The sequence below is a fragment of the Streptomyces sp. NPDC041191 genome (assembly GCF_055591945.1).
Window position 1 is genome coordinate 38,274 of the sequence record NZ_JBVIZC010000017.1, and the last position, 21,595, is coordinate 59,868.

Genomic DNA, 21,595 nt, shown 5'->3' on the forward strand with positions numbered 1-21,595 from the left:
GTCACGCCACGACGACCTCGTAGAGGGCGAGGTTCCCCCACTGGAGGTGGGCCGCGTGCACCACGAGACGGATCTTCCGGGTGGTGACGGGGGCGGGGAGGGCGAGCGTCGCGGTCTCCACGACGCCGCTGTTGTGCTGCCACGCGATCGGCAGGTGCTCGATCCGGTCCGTCCAGGCGGTGCCGTCCCAGGTCTGGAGCGACACGTCGCTGACGCCCTGGCCCAGGGCCCAGCCGGTGTGGAGGGTGACGGTGGACACCTCGCGCGGCTCCCGCAGGTCCAGGGTGATGTCGCCGGGGAAGACCAGGCCGTCGGCGACGGTCGACCACGCGGAGTTCGGGTCGCCGTCCACCAGGTTCGTCCAGGGGGTGGACGGCGAGGAGGGGAACGAGCTGGTGACGAGCGGGCCCGTCCACGGCGTTTCGAACGGTCCGGTGGCGGCCGGGACTTCGAGCCGCACCTCGCTGATCCGGAGGCTTCCGCCGCCGCTCGCGGAGGTGAGGACGAGCCGGACCCGCTCCGCGGTCACCGGCGCGGCCGGGGTGAAGGTCCCGTCCTTCCACTCGCCGGGCACCGCGGTCCAGGCGGACCCGTCCCAGGTCCGCACCGCGGCCCCGGTGACCGCGCGTCCGGTGCGGGGCGTGAGCACGGAGAGGGCGGAGAAGGTCCGCGCGACCGGGTACGCGAGGTCGATGGCGGCCGGGAGACGGGGCTTGGGCACGCTCTGCCAGGACGTCGCTGGATCACCGTCGGCCAGCCGGCCCAGGCCGCCCTGCGGGGAGAGGTCGCCGCTCACCCGGGGAGCGGCGACGCGGCGCTGGAAGGCCCCCAGGTCGGGCGCCGCGTCCGGGACCGGGACGCCGGCGATGTCGTGGGTGGCGGGGACGGTGACGCCCGCGTCGAGGGCGGGCGAGCCGGGGAGGGGACGGTAGCCGTCGAGGGAGCCGTCGCCGGGCGCGGCCAGCTTCGGGTCGGCCTCGATCGGCGCCTGGTCGTTGCCGGTGGGCGGCCGGGCCGTGCCCGCGTAGAGGTTGTGGTCGTAGACGACGCCGTTCCTGGTGTCGAAGCCGGCGCCTGCGGCGTTGAGGAAGACGTTGTTGCGGACCGTCACGTTCGCGGCGTCGTCGTAGAGGCGCACCACCCGCCCGAGGGGGTAGCTCCCCTCCCCCTTGTACGGCGGCGGGACGACGACCACGCGGGACGTCGTGTGGACGGTGTTGTTGTGGATGTGGGTGCCGGTGGTCGCGGTGGAGATGCCGAAGGTCTCGTAGCCGTCGTCGTGGCTGACGTTGTACCGGACGGTCGTGTCCCTGGTCGGGGCGCCCGCGAACGACACCGAGATGAAGAAGCCGCCGTCGTTGCCGTGGCTGTGGTTGTACTGCACCAGGCTGCGGTTGTTGTCGGCGTCCGCGTCGAATCCGTGTCCGTCGCTGCCCGGGCCGTTGAACCCGGTGCGGGAGACCTCGTTGTGCTGGACGACGAGGTCGTCGGTGCCCTGCCACCAGATGCCGACGTTCCCGCCGTTGGGCACCAGACGGCCCGTCACGGCGCGGTCCACCCTGTTGCCCTCGACCAGGCCGCCGGCGAGGTGCATCGGCGCGATGCCGCCCGCGGTCACGTCGTGGACGTGATTGCCGCGGATGACCACGCCCTCGCTCGGCGTCCAGGGCCCGAGTTCGCCGTCCTGGATGCCGGTCTCGGACGGGTAGAAGCTGGTCATGCCGTTCCTCTTCGACCAGCTGGACCAGAGGAGCATGCCGTAGGAGCGGACGTCGGATATCTCGTTGCGCTCGATCGTCAGGTTCTTGAAGTAGGTGGGGACCCGGTTGCCGGTGATCGAGGCGATCAGGCCGGCCTTGCCGACCGACGTCCCGCCCTTGCCGTCCACCCGCCGGATCGTGAGGTCGCGCAGGGTGATCCCGGCCAGTTCGCCGGCGTCCCGGCCGTGCAGGTGGACGCCGCTGCGGTAGACGTCGGTGGCGCCGCTCCAGTTGGTGACCTCGATGCCTTCGAGGACGAAGTCGTGGACGTTCTCGAGGAGGACCGCCGAGTCGACCCTCCCGCCGCCGTCGATGACGGGTTTGGCCCCGGTGCCGTACGAGGTGACGGTGACGGGACTGCCGGGGGCGCCGGCGCCGTTCGGCCGGAGCCGGCCGTGCCATCTCTGGCCGGCGCGGAACCGGACGGTGTCACGGGGTCCGAGGGTGAGCGCGTTCACCTTGTCGAGGCTCTTCCAGGCGTCCCCGGGAAGCCGGCCGCCGGCCGAGTCGTCCCCGGTGACCGCGTCCACGTAGTAGGTCCTGCCCGGGCCGGTGCCGGCGGAAGCGGTGGCCGGGGCCGGGGCGGTGGCGATCACCACCGCGGCGATCACGGCGGGCGCCGCCCGTCTCAGTGCGGTGCGCATGATGGCGGAGTCCTCTCGGGGGGCGGGGAACGGGGGGAGGGAGGGGGTCACTTGCCGATCCCCGCGGTCATGCCGTCGATGATGCGGCGCCCGCACCACAGGTAGAGGACGACCATCGGGTAGACGAGGATGGCGATCCCGGCGAACATGCCGCCCCAGTTGGACGAGTACTGCATCGTCCCGTAGAGGTGCAGGAGGGCGACCGGGAGCGTGCGCTCGTCCTCGCCGGGGGCGATCACCATGACCAGCAGCGTGGAGTTCCACAGGCCGATCACGTTGAGCACGAGCACCGTGACGATGCCGGGCCTGGCCAGCGGGACGATCACCTGGACGAAGGTCCGCAGCGGTCCCGCCCCGTCCAGCTCGGCGGCCTCCTCGACCTCGTGGGGGAGCGAGCGGAGGTAGCCGGTGAGCACGAAGACGGCGAAGGGCAGGGAGAGGGCGACCTCGAAGACGAGCAGGGTGATCCGGTCGTCCCACCAGCCGGTGACCCAGTCCACCATGAACGTGTGGAGCGAGAGCTTCACGACCACGACGGGGATGATCAGGGTCTGCAGCGGAATGCTCATCCCCAGGGCGAAGTAGCTGGTGAGCGGGGCGGCCACGCGGCGCGACGAGCGGGCGAGCGCGTAGGCGGCGGGCGCGGCGAGGCCGACGATCAGGAACGAGCCGGCCGCGGTGAGGAGGACGCTGTTGAGGGCCGCCCCGGAGAACTGCGCGGCCTGCCACGCCGAGGAGTAGTTCTGCCACTCCAGCGAGGTCGGGAGGGCGAAGGGGCTGAGCCACACGTCGCCCGAGGACTTGAGCGACTGGAGGCCCACCCAGGCCACGAGCGCCAGGTTGAAGACCACCCACGCCCACAGCGCGACCGCGGTCGCCCGGGGGACGAGGACGTCGCCGACGAAGGTGGCGACCGGACGACTGCTCCTGACGGGATTCACGAGAGCTCCACTGGATCGCGACGCGTCGCCCGGCGGATCAGCAGGATCAGGACCAGGGTGATCAGGACGACGACCACGCCCATGGCCGCGCCCTGTCCCAGGTCGGGGACCGCGTTGCCGCCGGAGACGGAGATGTATTGCTGGACGGCCACCGTGCGGGCCTGGAGCGGCGGGTTGCCGGGGGTGCCGCCGGTGGTGAAGGCGAGCACGATCTCGAAGACCTTCAGGCTGTTGACGACCCACAGCACGGCGGCGACGGAGAAGACGTCCCAGGTCAGCGGGAGCGTGATGTGGCGGAACTGCTCCCACCGGGTGGCCCCGCTGAGACGGGCGTCCTCGTACAGGTGCGGGGGGATCGAGTCCACGGCCGACATCATCAGGGCGATGTAGAAGCCGGTCGACGACCAGACCAGGCCGGCGACGACGCACCGGAAGACCAGGTCGGGCCCGAGCCAGGGCGGTCCGTCCACCCCGAACACCGCGAGGACGTCGTTGACCGCTCCGCCGGGATTGAGGAGGAAGCCGACGGCGGCCCCGACGGCGATGGCCGAGATGATCATCGGAAGGAACACGACGGACCTGATGAACGCCCGGCCCCTCAGCTGGCGCAGCACCGTCATCGCCAGGAACGTGACGGTGAAGACGGCGGCCCCGCCGCCCAGGGAGAGCACCAGCGTGTTCCAGAACGACGACTGGAACGCCTCGTTCTGGAAGAGGGCCGTGTAGTTCTTCGCGCCCCGCCAGGTCATCTCGGCGCCGGGACCCGGCCAGCGGTACAGGCTGACCCAGGCGCCGTACAGCGCGGGCGCCACGAACAGGCCGGTGTAGAGCGCGAGCGCGGGCAGCAGGAACGGCCAGAAGGACCGTTCGCGGGCCGGCCGCAGGCGGCGGGCCGGCCGGCGCGGGTCGCGTTCCGGCGGGAGGGTGCGGGGCCCGGGGTCGCGCGAGGTACGGGTCGCTGTCGCGCTCATGGTCACCTACTTCGGGGCGTGGGGAAGGCGTGGGAAGAGCGGGCGCGGCGGACGGCGTGGGCCCGCCGCGGCCCGGTTCAGCTGTTGGACGCGATGAACGCGGCGCTCTTCTGCTTGCCCTGTGCCACGAACTCCTCCGCGGTGAGGGAGCCGCCGAGGAGCTTGTCGTCGAGGGGCATGAAGATGTCGGTCCACCAGGCGTTCAGGCCGGGTGCGCCGTCGTACGGCTTGTGGACCGCGGCGGCCTCGCCGATGGCCTTCTGGAGGGTGACCAGGTTCCCGGGCGCGGGCACGTCGGAGCGGGCGGGGATGTTCAGCGCCTCGGTGCCCACGCGCTCCGCGTACTTCTTCTGCTGGACGAAGGCGAGGAACTTCTTCGCGGCCCCGGGGTGCTTGCCCTTGGCGTTGACGCCCCAGCCGAGGGCGCCCGCCTCGACGGAGTTCTTGCCGCCGGCCGGGTACTGGAACGAGTTGATCCGCGCGTCGGCGGGCAGCTTGGGCTTGATCTCGCTGGTGAGCCAGGTGCCGTTGATGTTCAGGTCGTACCCGCCGGTGGCGAACGCGTCCTGGGCGGCCGGGAACTTGGTCGCCATGTACGACTTCTGGAAGTAGCCGCCCCTGGCGAGCTTCTCCACCTGCTTGGCCGCGGCGAGCACCTCGGGCCGGTCCCAGGCTCCGGCGTCGGTGCCGAGCGCGTAGAGGCTTCCGGCGCCGTTGGCGCGGACCAGGGCCGAGTAGAACCAGTAGGCGTTGTAGAACGGAACCGTGCCGTCCTGTCCCAGGGGGGTGCGTCCGGCCCTCTTCGCGCCGTCGAGGTACGCGACGAAGGCGTCCCACGTCCGCGGCGGCGCGGCGGCCAGCTCGGGGTGCCTGGTGGCGTCGTACCACACGCCGGTCGAGATGATCGTGTGCGGGACGAAGGCGAGGCCCTTCTCGTCGGAGGACGCCTGCTTCGCCGCGGCGGGCAGCACGTCCCCTACGGCCTTGCCCTCCCCCGGGATCTTCGCGGTCAGCACGTCGTCGACCGGGGCCAGCAGGTTCTGGGCGCGGAACTTGGCGATGTTGTCGGTGCCGGTGTCGAACAGGTCGGGGCCCTGGCCCGCGGCCATCTCGGTGGCGAGGCTGTCGGTTCCCTTGCGCCCCATCCACTTCACCTCGACCTTGATCCCGGTCTGCCGCGTGAAGTCGTCGACGGCGGCCTGGAAGATCTTCGCCTGCGGTTCCTCCTTGCCCCACGTCGAGGTGTAGGAGAAGGTCTCCGCCTTCCCCGCGTCGGCGGAACCGCCGCCGTTCTTCTTGCCGCAGGCGGTCGTGGAGAGGGCCAGGGCGCCGAGCACCGCGAACACGGCCGTCCGCGCTATGAGCTGCTTCATCGGATCTTCTTTTCTGGGCCGGAGGGGTCGGACGGGGCGAGGGTGGTCACCGTGCGGGTGCGGCGGGCGGTCTCGGCGGCCCAGACCACGCGGTGCGTGGCCAGGCTCTCGCGGCCGGTCGACCGGATCGACGCCGGGTCTCCGCCGCCCACGGCCTCGACGAAGGCGTCGAGCAGCATCTCGTCCCCTCCGCCGTGGCCCTCGGCCGCCGAGGCGTCGGTCCCCGTGTCGGTGACGATCGTGGAGTGGGTGTCGGTGAGGAAGTCGTGGACGCGGAGCCGTACGCCGTCGCCCTCGACGGAGCCGTGGGTGCCGAAGATCCGGGTCTTGCGGTGTTCCAGGGCGGCGAACGCCGTCATGGTGAAACTGGCGGTGGTCCCGTCGCCGAACTCCATGTCCACCACCTGGCTGTCGACGACGTCGTTGCCGGCGCCGTACACGCAGCGGCCGTAGGGGCCGTCGCGCAGGGCGGTCAGCACGCCCTCCTCGGTGTGGTCGTCGGTGACGGCGGACAGCGGCCACCACTCCTTGACCGGGTCGCCGAGGCAGTCCAGGTAGATGCGCTTGGCGGAGTAGGGGCAGGCGGACTCGACCGGGCAGTCCAGGCAGGTGGCGGCGGCGCCCTCGGGCCGCTTCTCCGGGCGGAAGTGGACGAGGTTCCCGAAGGAGGAGACCCGTTCCGGCAGGGCGCCCTTGAGGTAGACCATCCAGTCCAGGTCGTGGCACGCCTTGGCCAGGAGCATCGGCGCGGACGCGGCCTCCCTGCTCCAGTTCCCCCGTACGAAGGAGTGGGCCTGGTGCCACCAGCCGACCTGTTCCAGGTGCTGGATGTTCATGATCTCGCCGATGGTCCCCTTGTCCAGGAGCTCCTTGAGGGCCTCGGTGTAGCGCGTGTAGCGCATGACGTGGCAGACGGCGAGCAGGACTCCGTGGCGCTCGGCCGTCTCGGCGATCAGCGCGGCCTCCTCCTCGGTCGGCGCCATCGGCTTCTCCAGGAGAAGGTGGTAGCCGAGTTCGGCCGCGCGGACCGCGGGCCCGACGTGCATGCGGTCCTGGGTCGAGATGATCGCCCCGTCGGCGAGACGGTCCCGGTCGAGCAGGTCGCGCCAGTCGGCGAAGACGTTCGCGGCGGGGACGTCGTGCTCCGCGGCGAAGCGCGCGCGGCGCTCGTCGTCCGGTTCGGCCACCGCCACGACCCGGGCCCGTCCGGTGCTCCGGGCACGCCGGGCGTACCCGGTCCCCCGCAGCCCCGCCCCGATGACCGCGAGCGTGACATCGGTATCTCGCATGGTGCCCTCTCTCCCTTGCCCCTTACTAATGAAGGATGTTTTTATTAGTCCCCACAGCCCCTGTCAACACCCTTGGAGGAAACGGTCGTGAGCATGCGGGGCGGCGACGGGTCGCGGCTGAGAAGGATGAACATGGTCGCCACCCTGCGCGCGCTGCGGGGGAGCCCCCCGACGGGACTGACCGAACTCGCGGCGCGCGCGGGACTGTCCCGCCCCACCGTCGAAGGACTCGTCGACGACCTGCTCGGCCTGGGATGGCTGAGCGAGATGCCCCCGGAGAGCGGGCGCATGGGCCGTCCCCGACGGTTGTTCCGGTTCCGCGCCGAGTCCGGCCACGTGCTCGGGATCGACGTGGGCTCCTCCAGCGTCCGCGCCGTCGTCTCCGACCTCGACGGCGGGACGAGGGGCCGGGCCTCCGTCCGGACCGACCCGTCCTTCGGTCGCGCGAAGAGGCTGGCGGCCATGCGCTCCGCCGCCGCGGACGCGCTCTCCTCGGCGGGCGTCCCCCCGTCCTCGGTGATGGCCGTGTGCGTGGGGACCACGGGCGTGGTCACCGCGTCGGGCACGGTCAGGCTCTCCGTCAGCCTGCCCGAGTGGACCGGGGTCGACCTGGCGTCCGAGATCGGCCGGGACTGGGGCGTCCCGGTCCTCGTCGAGAACGACTGCAACCTGGCGGCCCTGGCCGAGCGCTGGGCGGGCGTGGCCCAGCGGGTCGAGGACGTGGTCTTCGTCCTGTCCGGCATGCGCACGGGCTGCGGCATGCTCATCGGAGGCCGGCTCCACCGGGGCAGCCGGGGCGCCGCCGGGGAGATCGGCGCGCTCCCGCTCGTCGGCTGGCACCGCGCCCCCTCCCACCTGGCCGGCTTCCCCGGCCTGCCCGGGGAGACCCCGCCCGAGGCGGTCGCCGAACTGGTCTTCGCGGCGGCCAGGTCCGGTGATCCGGCGGCGCGTTGGGCCGTGGAGCAGTTCGCCCACGACCTGGCCGAGGGCATCGCCGCGCTCGTCCTGAGCGTCGATCCCGATCTGGTGGTCCTGGGCGGCGGCGTCTCGCGCTCGGCCGACGTGCTGATGGAGCCCCTGCGGCGCCACCTGGACCCGCTCTGCCTGGAGCCTCCGGAGCTGGCGATCTCCGGCCTCGGCGACCAGGCCGTGGTGACGGGCGCGGTACGGCACGCCCTCGACCACGTCGACGCGCGCCTCTACGACGTCGACGCCCCGCTTCCGACGCCCGAACCGGCAGGGACGTGACATGGATCTGCTCCCCCGACCGACCTCCCTCCGCCGCCGCGCGGGAACCTTCCCCCTGACGTGCGCGACCGCCCTGACGGCGGGGGACGGCGCCCACGGGGCCGCCGCCCTGCTGCGGGACCTGCTCCGCCCGGCGACCGGACTGCCGTTCGCCCCCGCGGGGGTCGCGCGGGGCGGCGCGATCGCCCTGGCCCTCGACGCGCGGGCCGGGGCGCAGCTGGGCGCCGAGGGCTACCGGCTGGACATCACCCCCGAAGAGGCGCTGCTGGTGGCGGCCGCGCCCACCGGGCTGCTGCGGGGCGTGCAGACGCTGCGCCAGCTCCTGCCGCCCGAGGCGTGGTCGGACCGTCCGGTCCGCGGCGTCGCCTGGGAACTGCCCTGCGTGTCCGTCGTGGACGTGCCGCGCTTCCGGTGGCGGGGCGCCCATCTGGACGTGGCGCGCTGGTGGATGCCGACGGCCTTCCTGTTCCGTTACGCGGACCTGCTGGCGGCCCACAAGCTGAACGTCCTGCACCTGCACCTCACCGACGACCAGGGCTGGCGGATGCCGGTCGAGCGCTACCCGCGGCTGACGGAGGTGGGCGCGTGGCGGTCCCGCAGCTTGGCGGGCGCCCTCGCCGAGGAGCGGTACGACGACGTCCCGCACGGCGGCCACTACACCCGGCGGGAGCTGTGCGACCTCGTCGCGTACGCGGCCCGGCGCGGTGTCACCGTCGTCCCCGAGATCGACCTGCCGGGCCACACGCAGGCGGCGGTCGCGGCCTACCCCGAGCTGGGCTGCGGACCCACGGGGCCGGACGGGCCCGTCGGGGTCTCCCCCCGCTGGGGCGTGCACGACCGGATCCTCGGCGTCGGCGACGCGTCGCTGAGGTTCTGCCACGACGTGCTGGAGGAGGTGCTCGACGTCTTCCCCTCCCGCCACGTCCACATCGGCGGGGACGAGGTGCCGACGACCCGCTGGCACGCCTCGCCCACCGCGCGGCGGAAGGCGCGCGAGCTGGGCATTCCCGTCGACGGCCTGCACGGCTGGTTCACCGGGGAGCTGGCCTCCTGGCTGCACGCGCGGGGCCGGCGGACGGTCGTCTGGGACGACGCGTTCGTCCACGGCCGGGCGGCACCGCTGCCCGAGGGGGCGACGGTCATGTCGTGGCTGGGGGCGGACGGCGCGACCGCCGCCGCGGCGGCCGGGCACGAAGTGATCATGACGCCGCACGACCGGACCTACTTCGACTACGGCCAGGCCGAGGGGCCGGGAGAACCGCTCTCCATGGGGCACGTCGTCACCCTGGAGGACGTCTACGGCTACGAGCCGGTCCCCGCCTCCCTGCCGGCCGAGCAGGTCCTCGGCACCCAGGGCCAGTTGTGGACCGAGTACCTCCCCACGCCGGAGCGGGTCGAGTACGCGGCCTTCCCCCGGCTGTGCGCGCTCGCCGAGGTGGCCTGGTCGTCGCCCTCCGGGCGGGACCACGGCGAGTTCCTGGGGCGGTTGCGACCCCATCTGGCCCGTCTCGGACACATGGGGGTCGCCCACCGGCGGCTCGATGCCCCCTCCCCCACCGCCTGAGCGGCCGGAACGGCCGGGCACTCCCCCCCCCCCCGGCCTCCGCTCCCCGGCCGGTCTCCCGCCGTACCGCCACCGCCCGCGTCCCGGGGGTCCCCGGGACGCGGGCGGTGGCGGTACGGATCCGGACGCGGCCGGGACGGCTGACTTCCGGAACAGCGGGCAGAGGCGGGACGACGGGCCGGGCGCGCGGAGAGGCGGCGCGGCGCCCGAACGGCCCGGGGAAAGAGCCCCGCGCACCAGGGAGAGCACTGACATGACCGGACTTCCCGGAACCTACGAGTCGTACTGGATGGAGACCGGGAGGGGGCCCGGACACCCCGTCCTGACCGACGGGCTGGAGGTCGACGTGGCGGTGGTCGGCGCCGGGATCGCCGGCATCTGCACCGCCTGGGAGCTCGCGCGCACCGGCCGGCGCGTCGCCCTGCTCGAGGCCGACCGGGTGGCCGCGGGCGTCACCGGCCACACCACCGCGAAGCTCTCGGCCCAGCACGGGCCCCTCTACGCGCACCTGCGCGAGACGTTCGGCGCGGAGGGGGCGCGGCAGTACGCCCGTTCGCAGCAGGAGGCCGTCGAGTACGTCGGCCGGGTCGCGGCCGAGCTGGGCGCCGACTGCGAGCTGGAGCGCGTGCCGGCGTACGTGTACGCGGAGTCGGCGGACACGGCCGAGCGGCTGCGGGCCGAGGCCGGCGCGGCGCGCGAGGCGGGCCTCGACGCCTCCTTCGTGACGGAGACCGGTCTGCCGTACCCCGTCGCGGGGGCGGTCCGGGTGGAACACCAGGCCCAGTTCCACCCGCGCAAGTACCTGCTGGCCCTCGTCGCCGACCTCGTGGCGCGGGGCGGGATCGTGCGCGAGCGGACACGGGTCGTCTCGCTCCACGAGGGCGAACCCTGCCGGCTCACCACCGAGAGCGGCGTCGAGGTCGTCGCCGACGACATCGTGGTGGCCACCCACTACCCGGTCTTCGACCGCGCCCTGCTGTTCTCCCGGCTCGAACCGCACCGCGAACTCGTCGTCGCCGCCGCCCTTCCCGCCGGGCGCGACCCGCGGGGGATGTACCTCACGCCGGAACGGAGCACCCGGTCGGTGCGGACCGCCCCGTACCGCGGGGACGAACGGCTGCTCATCGTCACCGGGGAGAAGTTCGAGCCCGGCGGGGGCGGGGTGGGCGAGCGGTACGAGAAGCTCGCCGCCTGGACCCTGGAACACTTCCCGGACGCCCGGATCACCCACCGGTGGGCGGCCCAGGACAACACGAGCACGGACAAGGTGCCGTTCGTGGGGCGCTTCCACCCCGGGTCCCGGCACGTGTACGTGGCGGCCGGCTTCGGCGGCTGGGGGATGAGCAACGGCGTCATGTCGGGGCGGCTGCTGAGCGCGCTGATCGCGGGCGAGGACCTGCCGTGGGCCTCCCTGTACGACCCCCGGCGCCTCCGCGCCGCCGAGGCGCCGTCCCTCCTCAAGGCGCAGGGATCGGTCCTCAAGCACTTCGTGGGCGACCGGCTCCGCCCCTCCCACACCGACACCGTCGAGGAGATCGCGCCCGGCACGGGGGCGCTCGTACGGGTCGGCGGGCGGCGCTGCGCGGTCTACCGCGACGAGGACGGCGGGACGCACTCGGTGTCCGCGCGGTGCACCCACCTGGGGTGCCTCGTCCACTTCAACGACGCGGAACGGGCCTGGGAGTGCCCCTGCCACGGTTCCCGGTTCGCCGTCGACGGCTCCGTGATCCAGGGGCCCGCCGTGCGCCCGCTCGAACCGCGCCCGCTTCCCGGCGAATCCGGCGGTTCCGGTGACGGGGGCGGCGAGGGCGTTCCCGGATGACCGGGCGCCCCCGTCCGCGTCCGCGTCCGCGTCCGACGACCGCCCATGACACGGAAAATCGATCGATGTCACCGGAAAGACCGGTCCGGGGGGGGATGTCCGGTGAAAGGGCGGGTACGCGCCGGACAACAGAGCCGATCACCGCTGATGGCCCAGGAGGAGCCTTGAGTGACTTCCAGGACTCGGACCGCCGGCAGGAAAGCAAGCCGGCGGCAGTAGCACACACGGCCCAGGACAAGGCGGGCGAGAGCGCCGCCCTGATCGGGGACAAGGCCACGGACGTCGCCCGGACCGCGAGGGAACAGGCCGGAAACGTCGTCGGTGAGACCCGGGCACAGGCCAGGGACCTCGTCGGAGAGGTCCGCGGTCAGCTCCAGGACCAGGCGCAGACCCAGACGCGGCGCCTGGCGGAGAACGTGCGGAGGATCGCGGGCGAGGTCCGCGACATGAGCGAGAACGGCAAGCCGGACTCCACCGCGGGTGAACTGGCCCGCCAGGTGGCCGATCGCGGACACCGGGTGGCCGACCACCTGGAACGACGCGGTCCCGACGGACTCCTGAACGACCTGCAGGACTTCGCGCGCCGCCGGCCCGGGGTCTTCCTCGCCGGCGCGGCGCTGGCCGGGTTCGCGATCGCCCGGGCCGGGAAGGGCGTCGGCGCGGCGTCCTCGTCGTCCGGCTCCGACGGCGCGCGGGACTCGGACCCGACGTGGGGCGAGGACACCCCGCGCGCCACCCCGGCGCCCGACCCGCTCCCCACGACGCGGGGCGGCACCACGGGGTACGCGCCCACCGATCCCCTGGACACCTACGGGCAGTCGCAGCCGCCGCACGTGACCCCCACGCCCCCGGTCACGCCGGCCCCGCCCGTCCATCCGCCCGTCACCCCCGACCCCACCCGGCCGGGGCCCGGGTACGGCGGGACTCCGCGACCGGGTGAGGGGATCTGACCATGGCCATCTCCTCCCACGAACGGGTCTCGGTGCCCTCCGCGCCCCCGTCCGCACCTCCGTCCGGAGCCCGGACCGCTCCCCCGCCGCCCGGGAGAGAACCGCACGACGCCTCGATCGGTGACCTGATCGGGGAGATCGGCACCGACCTCTCCCAGCTGGTGCGGGACGAGATAGAACTCGCCAAGGCGGAGGTGAAGCAGGAGGCGACGAAGGCCGGCAAGGCGGCGGGCATGCTCGCCGGCGCCGGTTACGCGGGACACCTGGTCCTGCTGCTCGGCAGCCTGACGGTCGTCGCCGCCCTGAGCAACGTCATGAACGTCGCCTGGGCCGCTCTCGTCGTCACCGCCCTGTGGGGTGTGGCCGGCGGCGTCCTCTACCTCACGGGACGCAAGCGCCTCGCCACCGTCAGCCTCAAGCCCGAACAGACCGTCGAAACCCTGAAGGAGGACGCCCAGTGGGCACGACACCCGAGGAGCTGAGGTCCGATCTCGAGTACCGCCGCGCCCACCTGGCCCACAACGTCGACCGTCTGGCGGACCGGTTGACACCGAGCAGGGTGGCGCAGCGCAAGGCCGCCTCCGTGCGGCAGGGGTTCACCGATGTGAAGGAGCGTGTGATGGGTACGGCGCACGGCACGGGACACCGGATCGCCGACCGGACGGGGCAGGCGGGCGACGGCATCGCGGAGACCGCCCGCGAGGCTGCGGGCAGCGTGAGCGAGACCGTGCAGAGCGTGCCCGCCCGCGCCAGGCGCCGGACGCAGGGCAGCCCGCTCGCCGCCGGGATCGTGGCGTTCGGCGCGGGAATGCTCGCGGCGGCCCTGCTGCCGACCACGGAGACCGAGGAACGCGCGGGACGGCATCTCAAGGAGCACTCCGACGACCTCCTGGAGCCGGTCAGGCAGACGGCCGTCGAAGCGGCCCAGGACCTCAAGGAGAACCTGCGCGAACCGGTCGCGGAAGCGGTCGAGTCGGTCAGGTCCACCGCCCAGGACGCCGCCTCCACCACCAAGGACGACGCCCGCCGCGCGGGTCAGGAGACCTCGGAGGGCGTGCGCCGGGTCGGGCGGGACACCGCCCAGGAGGTGCGCTCCCTCTCCGACGACCGGGACCGTCCGGGGAGCTGACGCCGCCTCCGCCGCCCGGCGCCGACGGCGCCGGGTGCGGCGGGGAGGCACGGCGGCCTCCGGGCCGGACGATCGCGCGGGGACCCCGGACCGGACGGTCCGGGGTCCCCGCGCGATCGTCCGGAACGGTCGGCCGACCGGCCAGGGAGCACCTCCGGCCTCACGTCCCCGCGCGTGCGCCCGGAACGGTCACCGGGAACGCGACGGGGACGGTCACCGGGCGACGGCGGGAGCGGCACCCGCCGGTCGCGGAATCTTCACACGAACCGTCGTGCGCCGGGAGCGGGAGCGGGCACCCGCACGGAGAGCGAGGTTCGACAAGGAGGACATGTGCCGTGGTGGCGATCGCCGTTCTGCTCCTGCCCCTGCTGGGGCTTCTGCTCTTCCTGATGGACCGGATCGAGGACCGGGTGACGAGCCCGCCGAGGGGGTCGCGCCACGCCGGACGGCACCTCCGGCTGGTCGCGGGCGCCGACCGGGCGTCCGGGCAGGACCGTCCGGCCCGGCGCCGCCCGGCCGGACGCGGGTCCCTGCCCCGGGCCGTGCCCGCGCCGGGGACCGGGCGCGCCGACGCCGCGTGACGGCGCGGAGGGGGCACGCCCGGCGGGCCGTGGGACGCCGCTCGCGCATGAACCCGGCGAAACGGGTCATAGGCCACGCGTAAGAGGAGCCCGCGCATGAGAAGAGGACCCATGGGGACAGGCCGACGCACCACCCCGCCCGGCACCGTCGTGGTGGTCACCGGGGCGTCGAGCGGGATCGGGCGCGCCGTGGCGCGGGCGTTCGCCGCGAGCGGCGCGCGCGTCGTGGTCACCGCCCGCAGCACGGACGCCCTGGACGAGGTCGCACGGCAGTGCGCGGCGGCCCATCCCCTGGCCGAGGCCGTGGCCGTCCCCGCCGACGTCACCGATCCGGCCGCGACGGCCCGGGTCGCGCGGACCGCGCTCGACCGCTACGGCCGCATCGACGTCTGGGTGAACGCCGCGGGCGTGGGCGTCCTGGGGCGCCTGGACCGGGTCCCGCCGGGCGACGCGCGCCGGCTGTGGGAGGTCAACGTCCTGGGCGCGCTGCACGGAACGCAGGCGGCGCTCCCCTCGATGCGCCGCCGGGGCCGGGGGGTGGTCATCGGTCTCTCCTCCGTGCTCGGCGGCGCCGTCGAGGCCCCCTACCAGGGCCACTACGCCGCCTCCAAGGCGGCCCTGATCACCCTCGACGAGGTGCTGCGTCAGGAGCTGCTGCTCTCCGGGGACCACGGGATCGCCGTGTGCACGGTGCTGCCGACCGGCGTCGACACCCCGTTCTTCCGGCACGCGGCCAACCACACGGGCCGCCGCCTGCGCGCCCTCCCCTCCGTCGCCACCCCCGAACGGGTGGCGCGGGCCGTCGTGGCCACCGCCGCCCGTCCCCGGCGGCGCGTGACCGTCGGACCGGGCTCCCTGTTCCTGCCGGCCGCCCACGCCCTGGCGCCCGGCCTGGTGCGGCGCGTGATCCGGCGGCGTACCGAACGGCACTACTTCGACGCGCCGGGCACGGCCCCGGTCACCGACGGCATCCTCCGCGTCCCGTCCGGGGACACGGCGTCGGTGACCGGCGGCCGGCACGCGCGCGTCCGCACGGCGGGACGCCGGACCGCCGCCCTGGCCGCGGGCGCGGGTGCCGGCCTGGTGGTCCGCGCCCTCCGCGCCCGTCCCCGACTTCCCTGAGGAGAACGCACCCATGGCACAGTGGAACCGGCTCATCGAAGCCCCGCCCGAGGCCGTCTGGGCGGTCCTGAGCGACGGCCGGCTGTACTCGCGGTTCGTGGTGGGGACCCACGAGACCTGGGAGGAGGACGGGCAGTGGCCCGCCCCGGGCGCGGAGCTGGGCTACGTGCTGAAGCTCGGGCCCACGTCGTACCGCGGCCGTACGACCTCCCGGATCTGCGAACCGCTCCGCCGCCTCGAACTGGAGGCGAAGACCCGGCTGGGGACCGCCCGCATCGCCTTCCGCCTGGAGCCCTGGGGCGACGACACCCTCGTCGTCGTCGACGAGCACCCCCTGCGGGGGCCCGCAGCGCGCTGGCACAACACCGCCGTCGACGCGGTGACGCGCTTGCGCCACCGGGGCATGCTGGCGCGCCTGGAGAGGACGGCCACCGCCCGGCGGCGGGGGGCGAGGACGTGACGGCCCCCGACGCGGTGGTGATCGGCGCCGGTCCCAACGGCCTGGTGGCGGCCAACCTGCTGGCCGACGCCGGATGGCACGTCGTCGTCCTGGAGGCGCGGGACGAACCCGGCGGGGCCGTACGCAGCGACCGGGGCGTCCACCCCGACTACGTCCACGACACGTTCAGCGCCTTCTATCCGCTCGCCGCCGCCTCCCCCGTGATCCGCGACCTCGCGCTCGACCGGTACGGGCTGCGCTGGAGCCACGCCCCCGACGTCGTCGCCCATCCGCTCGCCGACGGACGGTGCCCGGTCCTCAGCCGCGACGTCCACGGCACGGCCGCCTCGGTGGACCGCTTCGCCGCCGGGGACGGCGCGGCCTGGGAGCGTCTGCACCGCATCTGGCGCGGCATCGCGGACGATCTGATCGGGTGCCTGTTCACCCCGTTCCCACCGGTCCGGGCGGGGCTGCGGCTCGTCGGCCGCACCGGTCCCGGGGACAGCCTCCGGCTGCTGCGCACCATGCTCCTGCCCGCCCGCCGCTTCGGCGAGGAGAACTTCGCGGGCGACGGGGGCAGGCTGCTGATCGCCGGGAACGCGCTCCACGCCGATCTGGGCCCGGAGTCGGCTCTCGGCGGCGGGTACGGCTGGCTGATGAGCATGCTCGGCCAGGACCACGGCTTCCCCGTCCCCGTCGGCGGGGCGGGCCGGCTGACCGACGCGCTCGTCGCGCGGCTGCGTGAGCGCGGGGGCGAACTGCGCTGCGGCCACCCGGTGGCCCAGGTGGTGGTCCGGGGCGGCCGGGCGGTCGCCGTCCGCACCGAGGACGGCACCGAGGTCCCCGCCCGCCGGGCGGTCCTCGCCGACGTCCCCGCGCCCCTGCTGTACACGCGTCTCGTCGGTGAGGAGCATCTTCCGCCGCGCCTGCGCGCCGACCTCCGCCGCTTCCAGTGGGACTTCTCCACGGTCAAGGTGGACTGGGCGCTCGACCGTCCCATCCCCTGGTCGTCCGAGGGCGCGCGCGGCGCGGGGACCGTCCACGTCGCCGAGGGCGTCGACGCGCTCACCCGCTTCGCCGGCCAGATCGCCATGCGGCAGGTGCCGGAGGTGCCGTTCACCGTGCTCGGGCAGATGACGACGGCGGACCCGAGCCGCTCCCCGGCCGGTACGGAGTCGGCGTGGGGCTACACGCACGTCCCGCAGCACATCCGCTCCGACGCCGGAGGGGACGGCATCACGGGGCGGTGGGACGAGCGCGAGAAGGAGGCGATCGCGGATCGCGTCGAGGCGGGCATCGAGCGCCTGGCGCCCGGGTTCCGGGCCTCCGTCCGCGCGCGGCGCGTCCTGGCGCCGCCCGATCTGGAACGGCTGAACCCCTCGCTGGTGGGTGGCGCGGTCAACCAGGGCACCACCAGCCTGCACCAGCAGCTGGTCTTCCGGCCCGTGCCGGGCACGGGCCGGCCTCGTACTCCGGTCCGGGGGCTCTATCTGGCCTCCGCCACGGCCCACCCGGGCGGGGGCGTCCACGGCGCGCCGGGCGCCAACGCGGCACGCGCCGCCCTCAGGGGCCCCCACCTCCCCCGCCGGCGCCGCTGACGCGGGCCGGAGCCGGTGTCCGGGTGCCGTCCCTCCGCGCTTCCGGCGGCGGTGGACGCGCTCGGATGCCGTCCGGGGCGGGTCGTGATGTGCTGGCAGGGGGACGGTTCGCCGCCGCCCCGCCGCCGGGGAGGGCACGAGGCCCTGCCCGCCTCACGAGGAGGCACCGTCATGGCGCTCTTCGTCCACGCCGTCGTCCCGGGAATCACCACCGGGCAGTACGACGCCCTCCATTCCGCGCTCCAGGAGAAGCCCGGGATCTTCGAGGGGTGTCTGGCCCACGCGTGCGTGCCGACGGACGAGGGGATCGAGGTCTTCGACCTCTGGGAGTCCGAGCAGCACATGAACGCGTTCGTCGAGAAGATGATGCCCGTGGCCGTCGAACAGGGCTGGCCCGGGGCGGAGGTCGCCCCGCGCGTCCTGCGCGTCCACAACCACTGGGTCCCCGGCGCCGCCGGCTGACCCGCGCGCGCGAACGGCGCGCGCGTCCACCGCCCGTGGACCGGCCGGTGGCGGGGGACGTCGCGTGTTTTTTCCTTCACCGGGCCCCGGACGCGTTTCGAGGAGGACATCGCGGCCAGACGTTCCCCGAGACCGTCGGACGAACCGGCTGAAGGAGGACAACAGGGATGGCGAAGGTGTCGCGTCTGCCCGGCCGGGCGGAGCACCAGTGGAACTGGCAGATGTCGGCCGCGTGCCGGGGCGTGGGGACCGAGGTGTTCTTCCACCCCGAGGGCGAGCGGGGGCCGGACCGGGCCGCGCGCGAGGAGGCGGCCAAGGCCGTCTGCGCGACGTGCCCCGTACGGGCCCGCTGCCTGGAGCACGCTCTCAGCGTGGCGGAACCCTACGGGGTCTGGGGCGGTCTGACGGAACAGGAGCGCGAACTGCTGCTCCGCACCACCGCCACCGCGGCGTAGCGAGAACGCCCCGGAGCGGCCCACGGGCCCGATCCCCCAGGTGCGCCCCCGGTCCACGGACCGGAGACGCGCCTGGGGGATCGGGTCGTGTGCGTGACGGACACGACCACGTGGGCGGACACGCAGATCATCCGCAGATCCTCGGACATGCGAACACGCGGGCACGGCGGCACAGGACGGAGCGGGCCCGGACTCGGTGAGTCCGGGCCCGCTCCGTCCTCCGGGCCGTCAGACGACGCGGCCCCCGAACGGGCCGCCCAGGCCGTAGTACGTGCCCAGCTGCTCGCGGTAGGCGGGGTCCTCCAGGTGCTTGTCGCGCTGGAACTCGGGAGCGTCCTTGATCTGCTCCTTGGTCCGGTCGACGTAGATCTTCCGCTCCTCCGGGTCGATCCGGGTCACGGTGATCGCCGGGAGGAGGACCTCCTTGCCGAAGATCCACACCCCGGTGTCCACGACCAGATAGGCGTCGTTGACCTCGTCGGAGTGCTTGTCGACCTTGCCGATGCTGCCGTCGGTCGCCTCGACCTTGTATCCGGTCAGGTCGGCGCCGGCCAGGTGCCCCGCGGTCGACCGGTAACTCCACGCGTGCTCAGTCATGCGAAAACAACTCCTCCGATGGGGAAGGACGGCCGGTGTCCCGTCGCCGTCCTTCTGCTCCGTACGCGGTGCGCGGTGTCGTGCGCCGTTCCGTACGCGATGCCTCACTCGACGGAACCGTTCTCCGTCCGCACTCCGCCTGCCCCGGGCCCCGCGACTCATTCCCACGGACGCGGCGCGGGATGTTCCCGGCGGTACGGCACCCCGTTCGGCCCCTGTCCGGGGAGGAGGCGGGATACGGGCCGGGCGTCCGGGTAGCCGGACACCGTGGACGCCGTGGAGACCGAGAGGAACACCGCCCCGCGCCGTCGCGGGCGGGAACGGCGTCCGCGGGACCGGTGACGCACGACGGCCCGCGGCCCTCCCCCGGCCGCCCGCCGCCCGGTCCACGCTCATCCGCACCGCACGAAGGAACGGTTCATGTCACCTCAGGAAGCCCCCCGTCTGCCCGACCCGACCTCCCTCCACCCCGTCCCCCCGTTCCCGGAACAGGAGCAGGAGCACCCCGGCTCGACCGAGCGGATGGACCCCCGGCCCGACCACGGGGAGGACTCCTACCGGGGCCACGGCCTGCTCCCCGACCGCGCCGCGGTCGTCACCGGCGGGGATTCCGGGATCGGCAGGGCCGTCTGCCTGGCGTTCGCCCGCGAGGGCGCGGACGTCGTCTTCACCCACCTCCCCGAGGAGGCGGACGAGGCGGACGAGACGGCGCGCCTGGTCCGCGAGGCGGGACGCACGGCGGTGCCCGTCGCGTGCGACATCCGGGACGAGGAGCAGTGCAAGGCCCTGATCGGCCGGGCGGTGGACGAGCTGGGGCGCGTCGACCTCCTGGTCAACAACGCCGCCTACCAGATGTCCCAGCCGGACGGGATCGAGGCCGTCACCACGGAGCAGTTCGACCGGGTCATGAAGACCAACCTGTACGGGATGTTCTGGCTCACCCGCGAGGCGCTGGCCCACATGCCGCGCGGCGGATGCGTCATCAACACCACCTCCGTGCAGGGCTACCAGCCCAGTCCGCACCTCTTCGACTACGCGATGACGAAGGCGGCGATCGTCTCCTTCACCCACAGCATGGCCCGGCTCTTGGCCGAACGCGGCATCCGCGTCAACGCGGTCGCCCCCGGCCCGGTGTGGACCCCGCTCATCCCCGCGACGATGCCGAGCACGGAGGACTTCGGCGCCCAGTCGCCGCTGGGGCGCCCCGCCCAGCCGGCGGAACTGGCACCCGCGTACGTCTTCCTCGCCTCCCCCGGGGCGAGCTACATCACCGGCGAGGTCGTCAACGCCACCGGCGGCACCCCGCTGCCGTAGACCTCCGGACGTACGGGTGCCCCCGCCGGCGGCCGGCGGGGGCACCCGTACGTCCGGAGGTCACATGGGGGCGTCCACGGCCGGGGGCGGGGCGATCCGCCCGGTCCCCTCCCGGTCTCCCGTCCCCTCCCGGTCTCCCGTCTCCTTCCGGCCCCCCGCGAGCGGCAGGTGGTAGAGGGCGAACGCCTTCCGGATGACCGGCTGGGCGACGTTGCGGACGCGCACCCCGCCCGCCGTCATGCCGTGCTCGGTGCCCAGGTGGGCGTGGCCGTGCACCGCGAGGTCGGCGCCCGCGCCGTCGATGGCCTCGGCCAGGAGGTAGCTGCCCAGGAAGGCGTGGATCTCGACCGGTTCGCCCGCGAGCGTGTCGGGGACGGGCGAGAAGTGGGTGAGGGCGATCCGCGCCTCGCAGCCGGACAGGTCCTCCAGGGCACCGTGGAGGCTCTCAGCGGCGCGGCGCGTGGTGCGGACGAAGTCCTTCATCTCGCGTTCGCCGAACTCCCCGGCGCTGCGGCCCGCGAACCCGCCGCAGAAGCCCTTCACACCGGCGACGCCGAGCCGCCCGCCGTCCACCGGCAGGACCGCCGTGCCGCCCTCCAGGACGGTGACCCCCGCCTCGGTGAGGACGCGGGCGACGTCCGCCTCCCGGTCGGAGTGGTAGTCGTGGTTGCCGAGGACGGCCACGACGGGGACGCCGAGGTCGCGGACCTCGTCGGCGACGACCTCCGCCTCGGGGACCGTGCCGTGACGGGTCAGGTCGCCGGCGAGGAGGAGGACGTCCGCGCAGAGCGGCAGCGTCTCGAAGGAGGGGCGCAGCAGGCCCCGGCAGTCCGGGCCCAGATGGATGTCGCCGACGGCCGCCACCCGGACGGCGGGCCCCTCGGGCCGCTCCGGGGCCGTCACAGCAGCTCCTCGGGCCGCTCGGGGGGATCGACGCAGGCGACCACCAGGTCCGCGCGGACCGGGAGCCCGGCCAGTTCCTCCCGGGCGAGCCGGAGGACGGCCTCCCGGCCCTCGGCCGTCGGAACGGTGCCCGTCAGGAGCACGGCCGCGCCGCGCGCCTCGACGCGCACGCCGAGTTCGGCCGTGTCCTCGCGTGCGAGCCGGTCTCTGAACCTGGCGATCCGGTACTCGTTCTCGCCGGTGTCCATCGTGGTCCTCCGTCCTGCTGTCCCTGTCGCGTCCCCGTGGGCCCGGTCGCCGCCCGGGACGGACGTTCTCACCGTCGCGTCTCCCCCGTCCCGACCGCACCATTCCTCCCGTTCCGTCGCGGTGGGGAGGGCGGCGCAGCGCCTGCCCGACCGCGCCCCGCAGCGGTGCGTACGGGCCGACGGGC

The 21,595-nt window shown here is 74.1% G+C and carries 21 protein-coding genes; 13 read left to right on the top strand and 8 right to left on the bottom strand.

Going from position 1 to position 21,595, the window contains the following annotated elements:
- Window position 1 precedes the first annotated feature (1 nt).
- From ACZ6AQ_RS27460 to ACZ6AQ_RS27480, 5 genes are all read right to left on the bottom strand, one after another.
- Window positions 2-2,404: a discoidin domain-containing protein gene (locus tag ACZ6AQ_RS27460; RefSeq protein ID WP_468763300.1), complete on the bottom strand. Its 2,403-nt coding sequence runs from the start codon at window positions 2,402-2,404 to the stop codon at window positions 2-4.
- Between the two features lie 47 nt (window positions 2,405-2,451).
- The gene (locus tag ACZ6AQ_RS27465) at window positions 2,452-3,345 is read right to left on the bottom strand and encodes a carbohydrate ABC transporter permease (protein ID WP_468763301.1); all 894 of its coding nucleotides are present in this window, start codon (window positions 3,343-3,345) and stop codon (window positions 2,452-2,454) included.
- Window positions 3,342-4,316 carry a carbohydrate ABC transporter permease gene (locus tag ACZ6AQ_RS27470; RefSeq protein ID WP_467390785.1) on the bottom strand — a complete coding sequence of 325 codons (975 nt, stop codon included), beginning with the start codon at window positions 4,314-4,316 and terminating at the stop codon, window positions 3,342-3,344. The genes ACZ6AQ_RS27465 and ACZ6AQ_RS27470 overlap by 4 nt, the downstream gene beginning before the upstream one ends.
- Window positions 4,317-4,393: 77 nt before the next feature.
- Window positions 4,394-5,689 (bottom strand): ABC transporter substrate-binding protein, encoded by a 1,296-nt coding sequence (locus ACZ6AQ_RS27475; RefSeq protein ID WP_468763303.1) that lies wholly within the window; start codon window positions 5,687-5,689, stop codon window positions 4,394-4,396.
- The gene (locus tag ACZ6AQ_RS27480) at window positions 5,686-6,978 is read right to left on the bottom strand and encodes a Gfo/Idh/MocA family protein (protein WP_468763305.1); all 1,293 of its coding nucleotides are present in this window, start codon (window positions 6,976-6,978) and stop codon (window positions 5,686-5,688) included. The genes ACZ6AQ_RS27475 and ACZ6AQ_RS27480 overlap by 4 nt, the downstream gene beginning before the upstream one ends.
- A 93-nt stretch (window positions 6,979-7,071) precedes the next feature.
- Between ACZ6AQ_RS27480 and ACZ6AQ_RS27485 the strand changes: the two genes are divergently transcribed.
- From ACZ6AQ_RS27485 to ACZ6AQ_RS27540, 12 genes are all read left to right on the top strand, one after another.
- Window positions 7,072-8,226 carry an ROK family transcriptional regulator gene (locus ACZ6AQ_RS27485; protein ID WP_468763370.1) on the top strand — a complete coding sequence of 385 codons (1,155 nt, stop codon included), beginning with the start codon at window positions 7,072-7,074 and terminating at the stop codon, window positions 8,224-8,226.
- 1 nt (window position 8,227) lies between these two features.
- A complete protein-coding gene (locus ACZ6AQ_RS27490; RefSeq protein WP_468763307.1) occupies window positions 8,228-9,790 on the top strand; it encodes a beta-N-acetylhexosaminidase in 1,563 nt (520 codons plus the stop codon).
- Window positions 9,791-10,043: 253 nt separating this feature from the next.
- A complete protein-coding gene (locus tag ACZ6AQ_RS27495) occupies window positions 10,044-11,612 on the top strand; it encodes an FAD-dependent oxidoreductase (RefSeq protein WP_468763308.1) in 1,569 nt (522 codons plus the stop codon).
- A 164-nt stretch (window positions 11,613-11,776) separates the two neighbouring features.
- Complete coding sequence (locus ACZ6AQ_RS27500) at window positions 11,777-12,562, top strand: hypothetical protein (protein WP_468763310.1); 786 nt, start codon at window positions 11,777-11,779, stop codon at window positions 12,560-12,562.
- Window positions 12,563-12,564: 2 nt separating this feature from the next.
- On the top strand, window positions 12,565-13,044 hold the full coding sequence (locus ACZ6AQ_RS27505; RefSeq protein WP_468763312.1) for a phage holin family protein: 480 nt from the start codon (window positions 12,565-12,567) through the stop codon (window positions 13,042-13,044).
- On the top strand, window positions 13,020-13,691 hold the full coding sequence (locus ACZ6AQ_RS27510) for a DUF3618 domain-containing protein (RefSeq protein WP_468763314.1): 672 nt from the start codon (window positions 13,020-13,022) through the stop codon (window positions 13,689-13,691). The genes ACZ6AQ_RS27505 and ACZ6AQ_RS27510 overlap by 25 nt, the downstream gene beginning before the upstream one ends.
- A 338-nt stretch (window positions 13,692-14,029) precedes the next feature.
- Window positions 14,030-14,272: a hypothetical protein gene (locus tag ACZ6AQ_RS27515; protein WP_468763316.1), complete on the top strand. Its 243-nt coding sequence runs from the start codon at window positions 14,030-14,032 to the stop codon at window positions 14,270-14,272.
- Window positions 14,273-14,383: 111 nt separating this feature from the next.
- A complete protein-coding gene (locus ACZ6AQ_RS27520) occupies window positions 14,384-15,394 on the top strand; it encodes an SDR family NAD(P)-dependent oxidoreductase (RefSeq protein ID WP_468763317.1) in 1,011 nt (336 codons plus the stop codon).
- Window positions 15,395-15,407: 13 nt separating this feature from the next.
- Window positions 15,408-15,854 (top strand): SRPBCC family protein, encoded by a 447-nt coding sequence (locus ACZ6AQ_RS27525; RefSeq protein ID WP_468763319.1) that lies wholly within the window; start codon window positions 15,408-15,410, stop codon window positions 15,852-15,854.
- Window positions 15,851-17,431, top strand: coding sequence for a phytoene desaturase family protein (locus tag ACZ6AQ_RS27530; protein WP_468763321.1), 1,581 nt, complete (start codon window positions 15,851-15,853; stop codon window positions 17,429-17,431). Before ACZ6AQ_RS27525 ends, ACZ6AQ_RS27530 begins: the two co-directional genes overlap by 4 nt.
- Window positions 17,432-17,602: 171 nt before the next feature.
- Window positions 17,603-17,893 (top strand): hypothetical protein, encoded by a 291-nt coding sequence (locus ACZ6AQ_RS27535; protein ID WP_468763323.1) that lies wholly within the window; start codon window positions 17,603-17,605, stop codon window positions 17,891-17,893.
- Between the two features lie 167 nt (window positions 17,894-18,060).
- Entirely contained in the window at window positions 18,061-18,348 is a 288-nt protein-coding gene (locus tag ACZ6AQ_RS27540) for a WhiB family transcriptional regulator (RefSeq protein ID WP_468763324.1), read from the top strand.
- Window positions 18,349-18,576: 228 nt separating this feature from the next.
- Here the strand turns inward: ACZ6AQ_RS27540 and ACZ6AQ_RS27545 are convergent, their stop codons facing one another.
- Window positions 18,577-18,945 (bottom strand): PRC-barrel domain-containing protein, encoded by a 369-nt coding sequence (locus ACZ6AQ_RS27545; RefSeq protein WP_388697989.1) that lies wholly within the window; start codon window positions 18,943-18,945, stop codon window positions 18,577-18,579.
- A gap of 420 nt (window positions 18,946-19,365) precedes the next feature.
- Between ACZ6AQ_RS27545 and ACZ6AQ_RS27550 the strand changes: the two genes are divergently transcribed.
- On the top strand, window positions 19,366-20,259 hold the full coding sequence (locus ACZ6AQ_RS27550) for an SDR family oxidoreductase (RefSeq protein WP_468763326.1): 894 nt from the start codon (window positions 19,366-19,368) through the stop codon (window positions 20,257-20,259).
- A 60-nt stretch (window positions 20,260-20,319) separates the two neighbouring features.
- Here ACZ6AQ_RS27550 and ACZ6AQ_RS27555 read toward each other — a convergent pair whose 3' ends face one another.
- Window positions 20,320-21,162 carry a metallophosphoesterase family protein gene (locus tag ACZ6AQ_RS27555; RefSeq protein WP_468763328.1) on the bottom strand — a complete coding sequence of 281 codons (843 nt, stop codon included), beginning with the start codon at window positions 21,160-21,162 and terminating at the stop codon, window positions 20,320-20,322.
- Complete coding sequence (locus ACZ6AQ_RS27560) at window positions 21,159-21,410, bottom strand: BON domain-containing protein (RefSeq protein WP_388697997.1); 252 nt, start codon at window positions 21,408-21,410, stop codon at window positions 21,159-21,161. Before ACZ6AQ_RS27560 ends, ACZ6AQ_RS27555 begins: the two co-directional genes overlap by 4 nt.
- Window positions 21,411-21,595 lie beyond the last annotated feature (185 nt).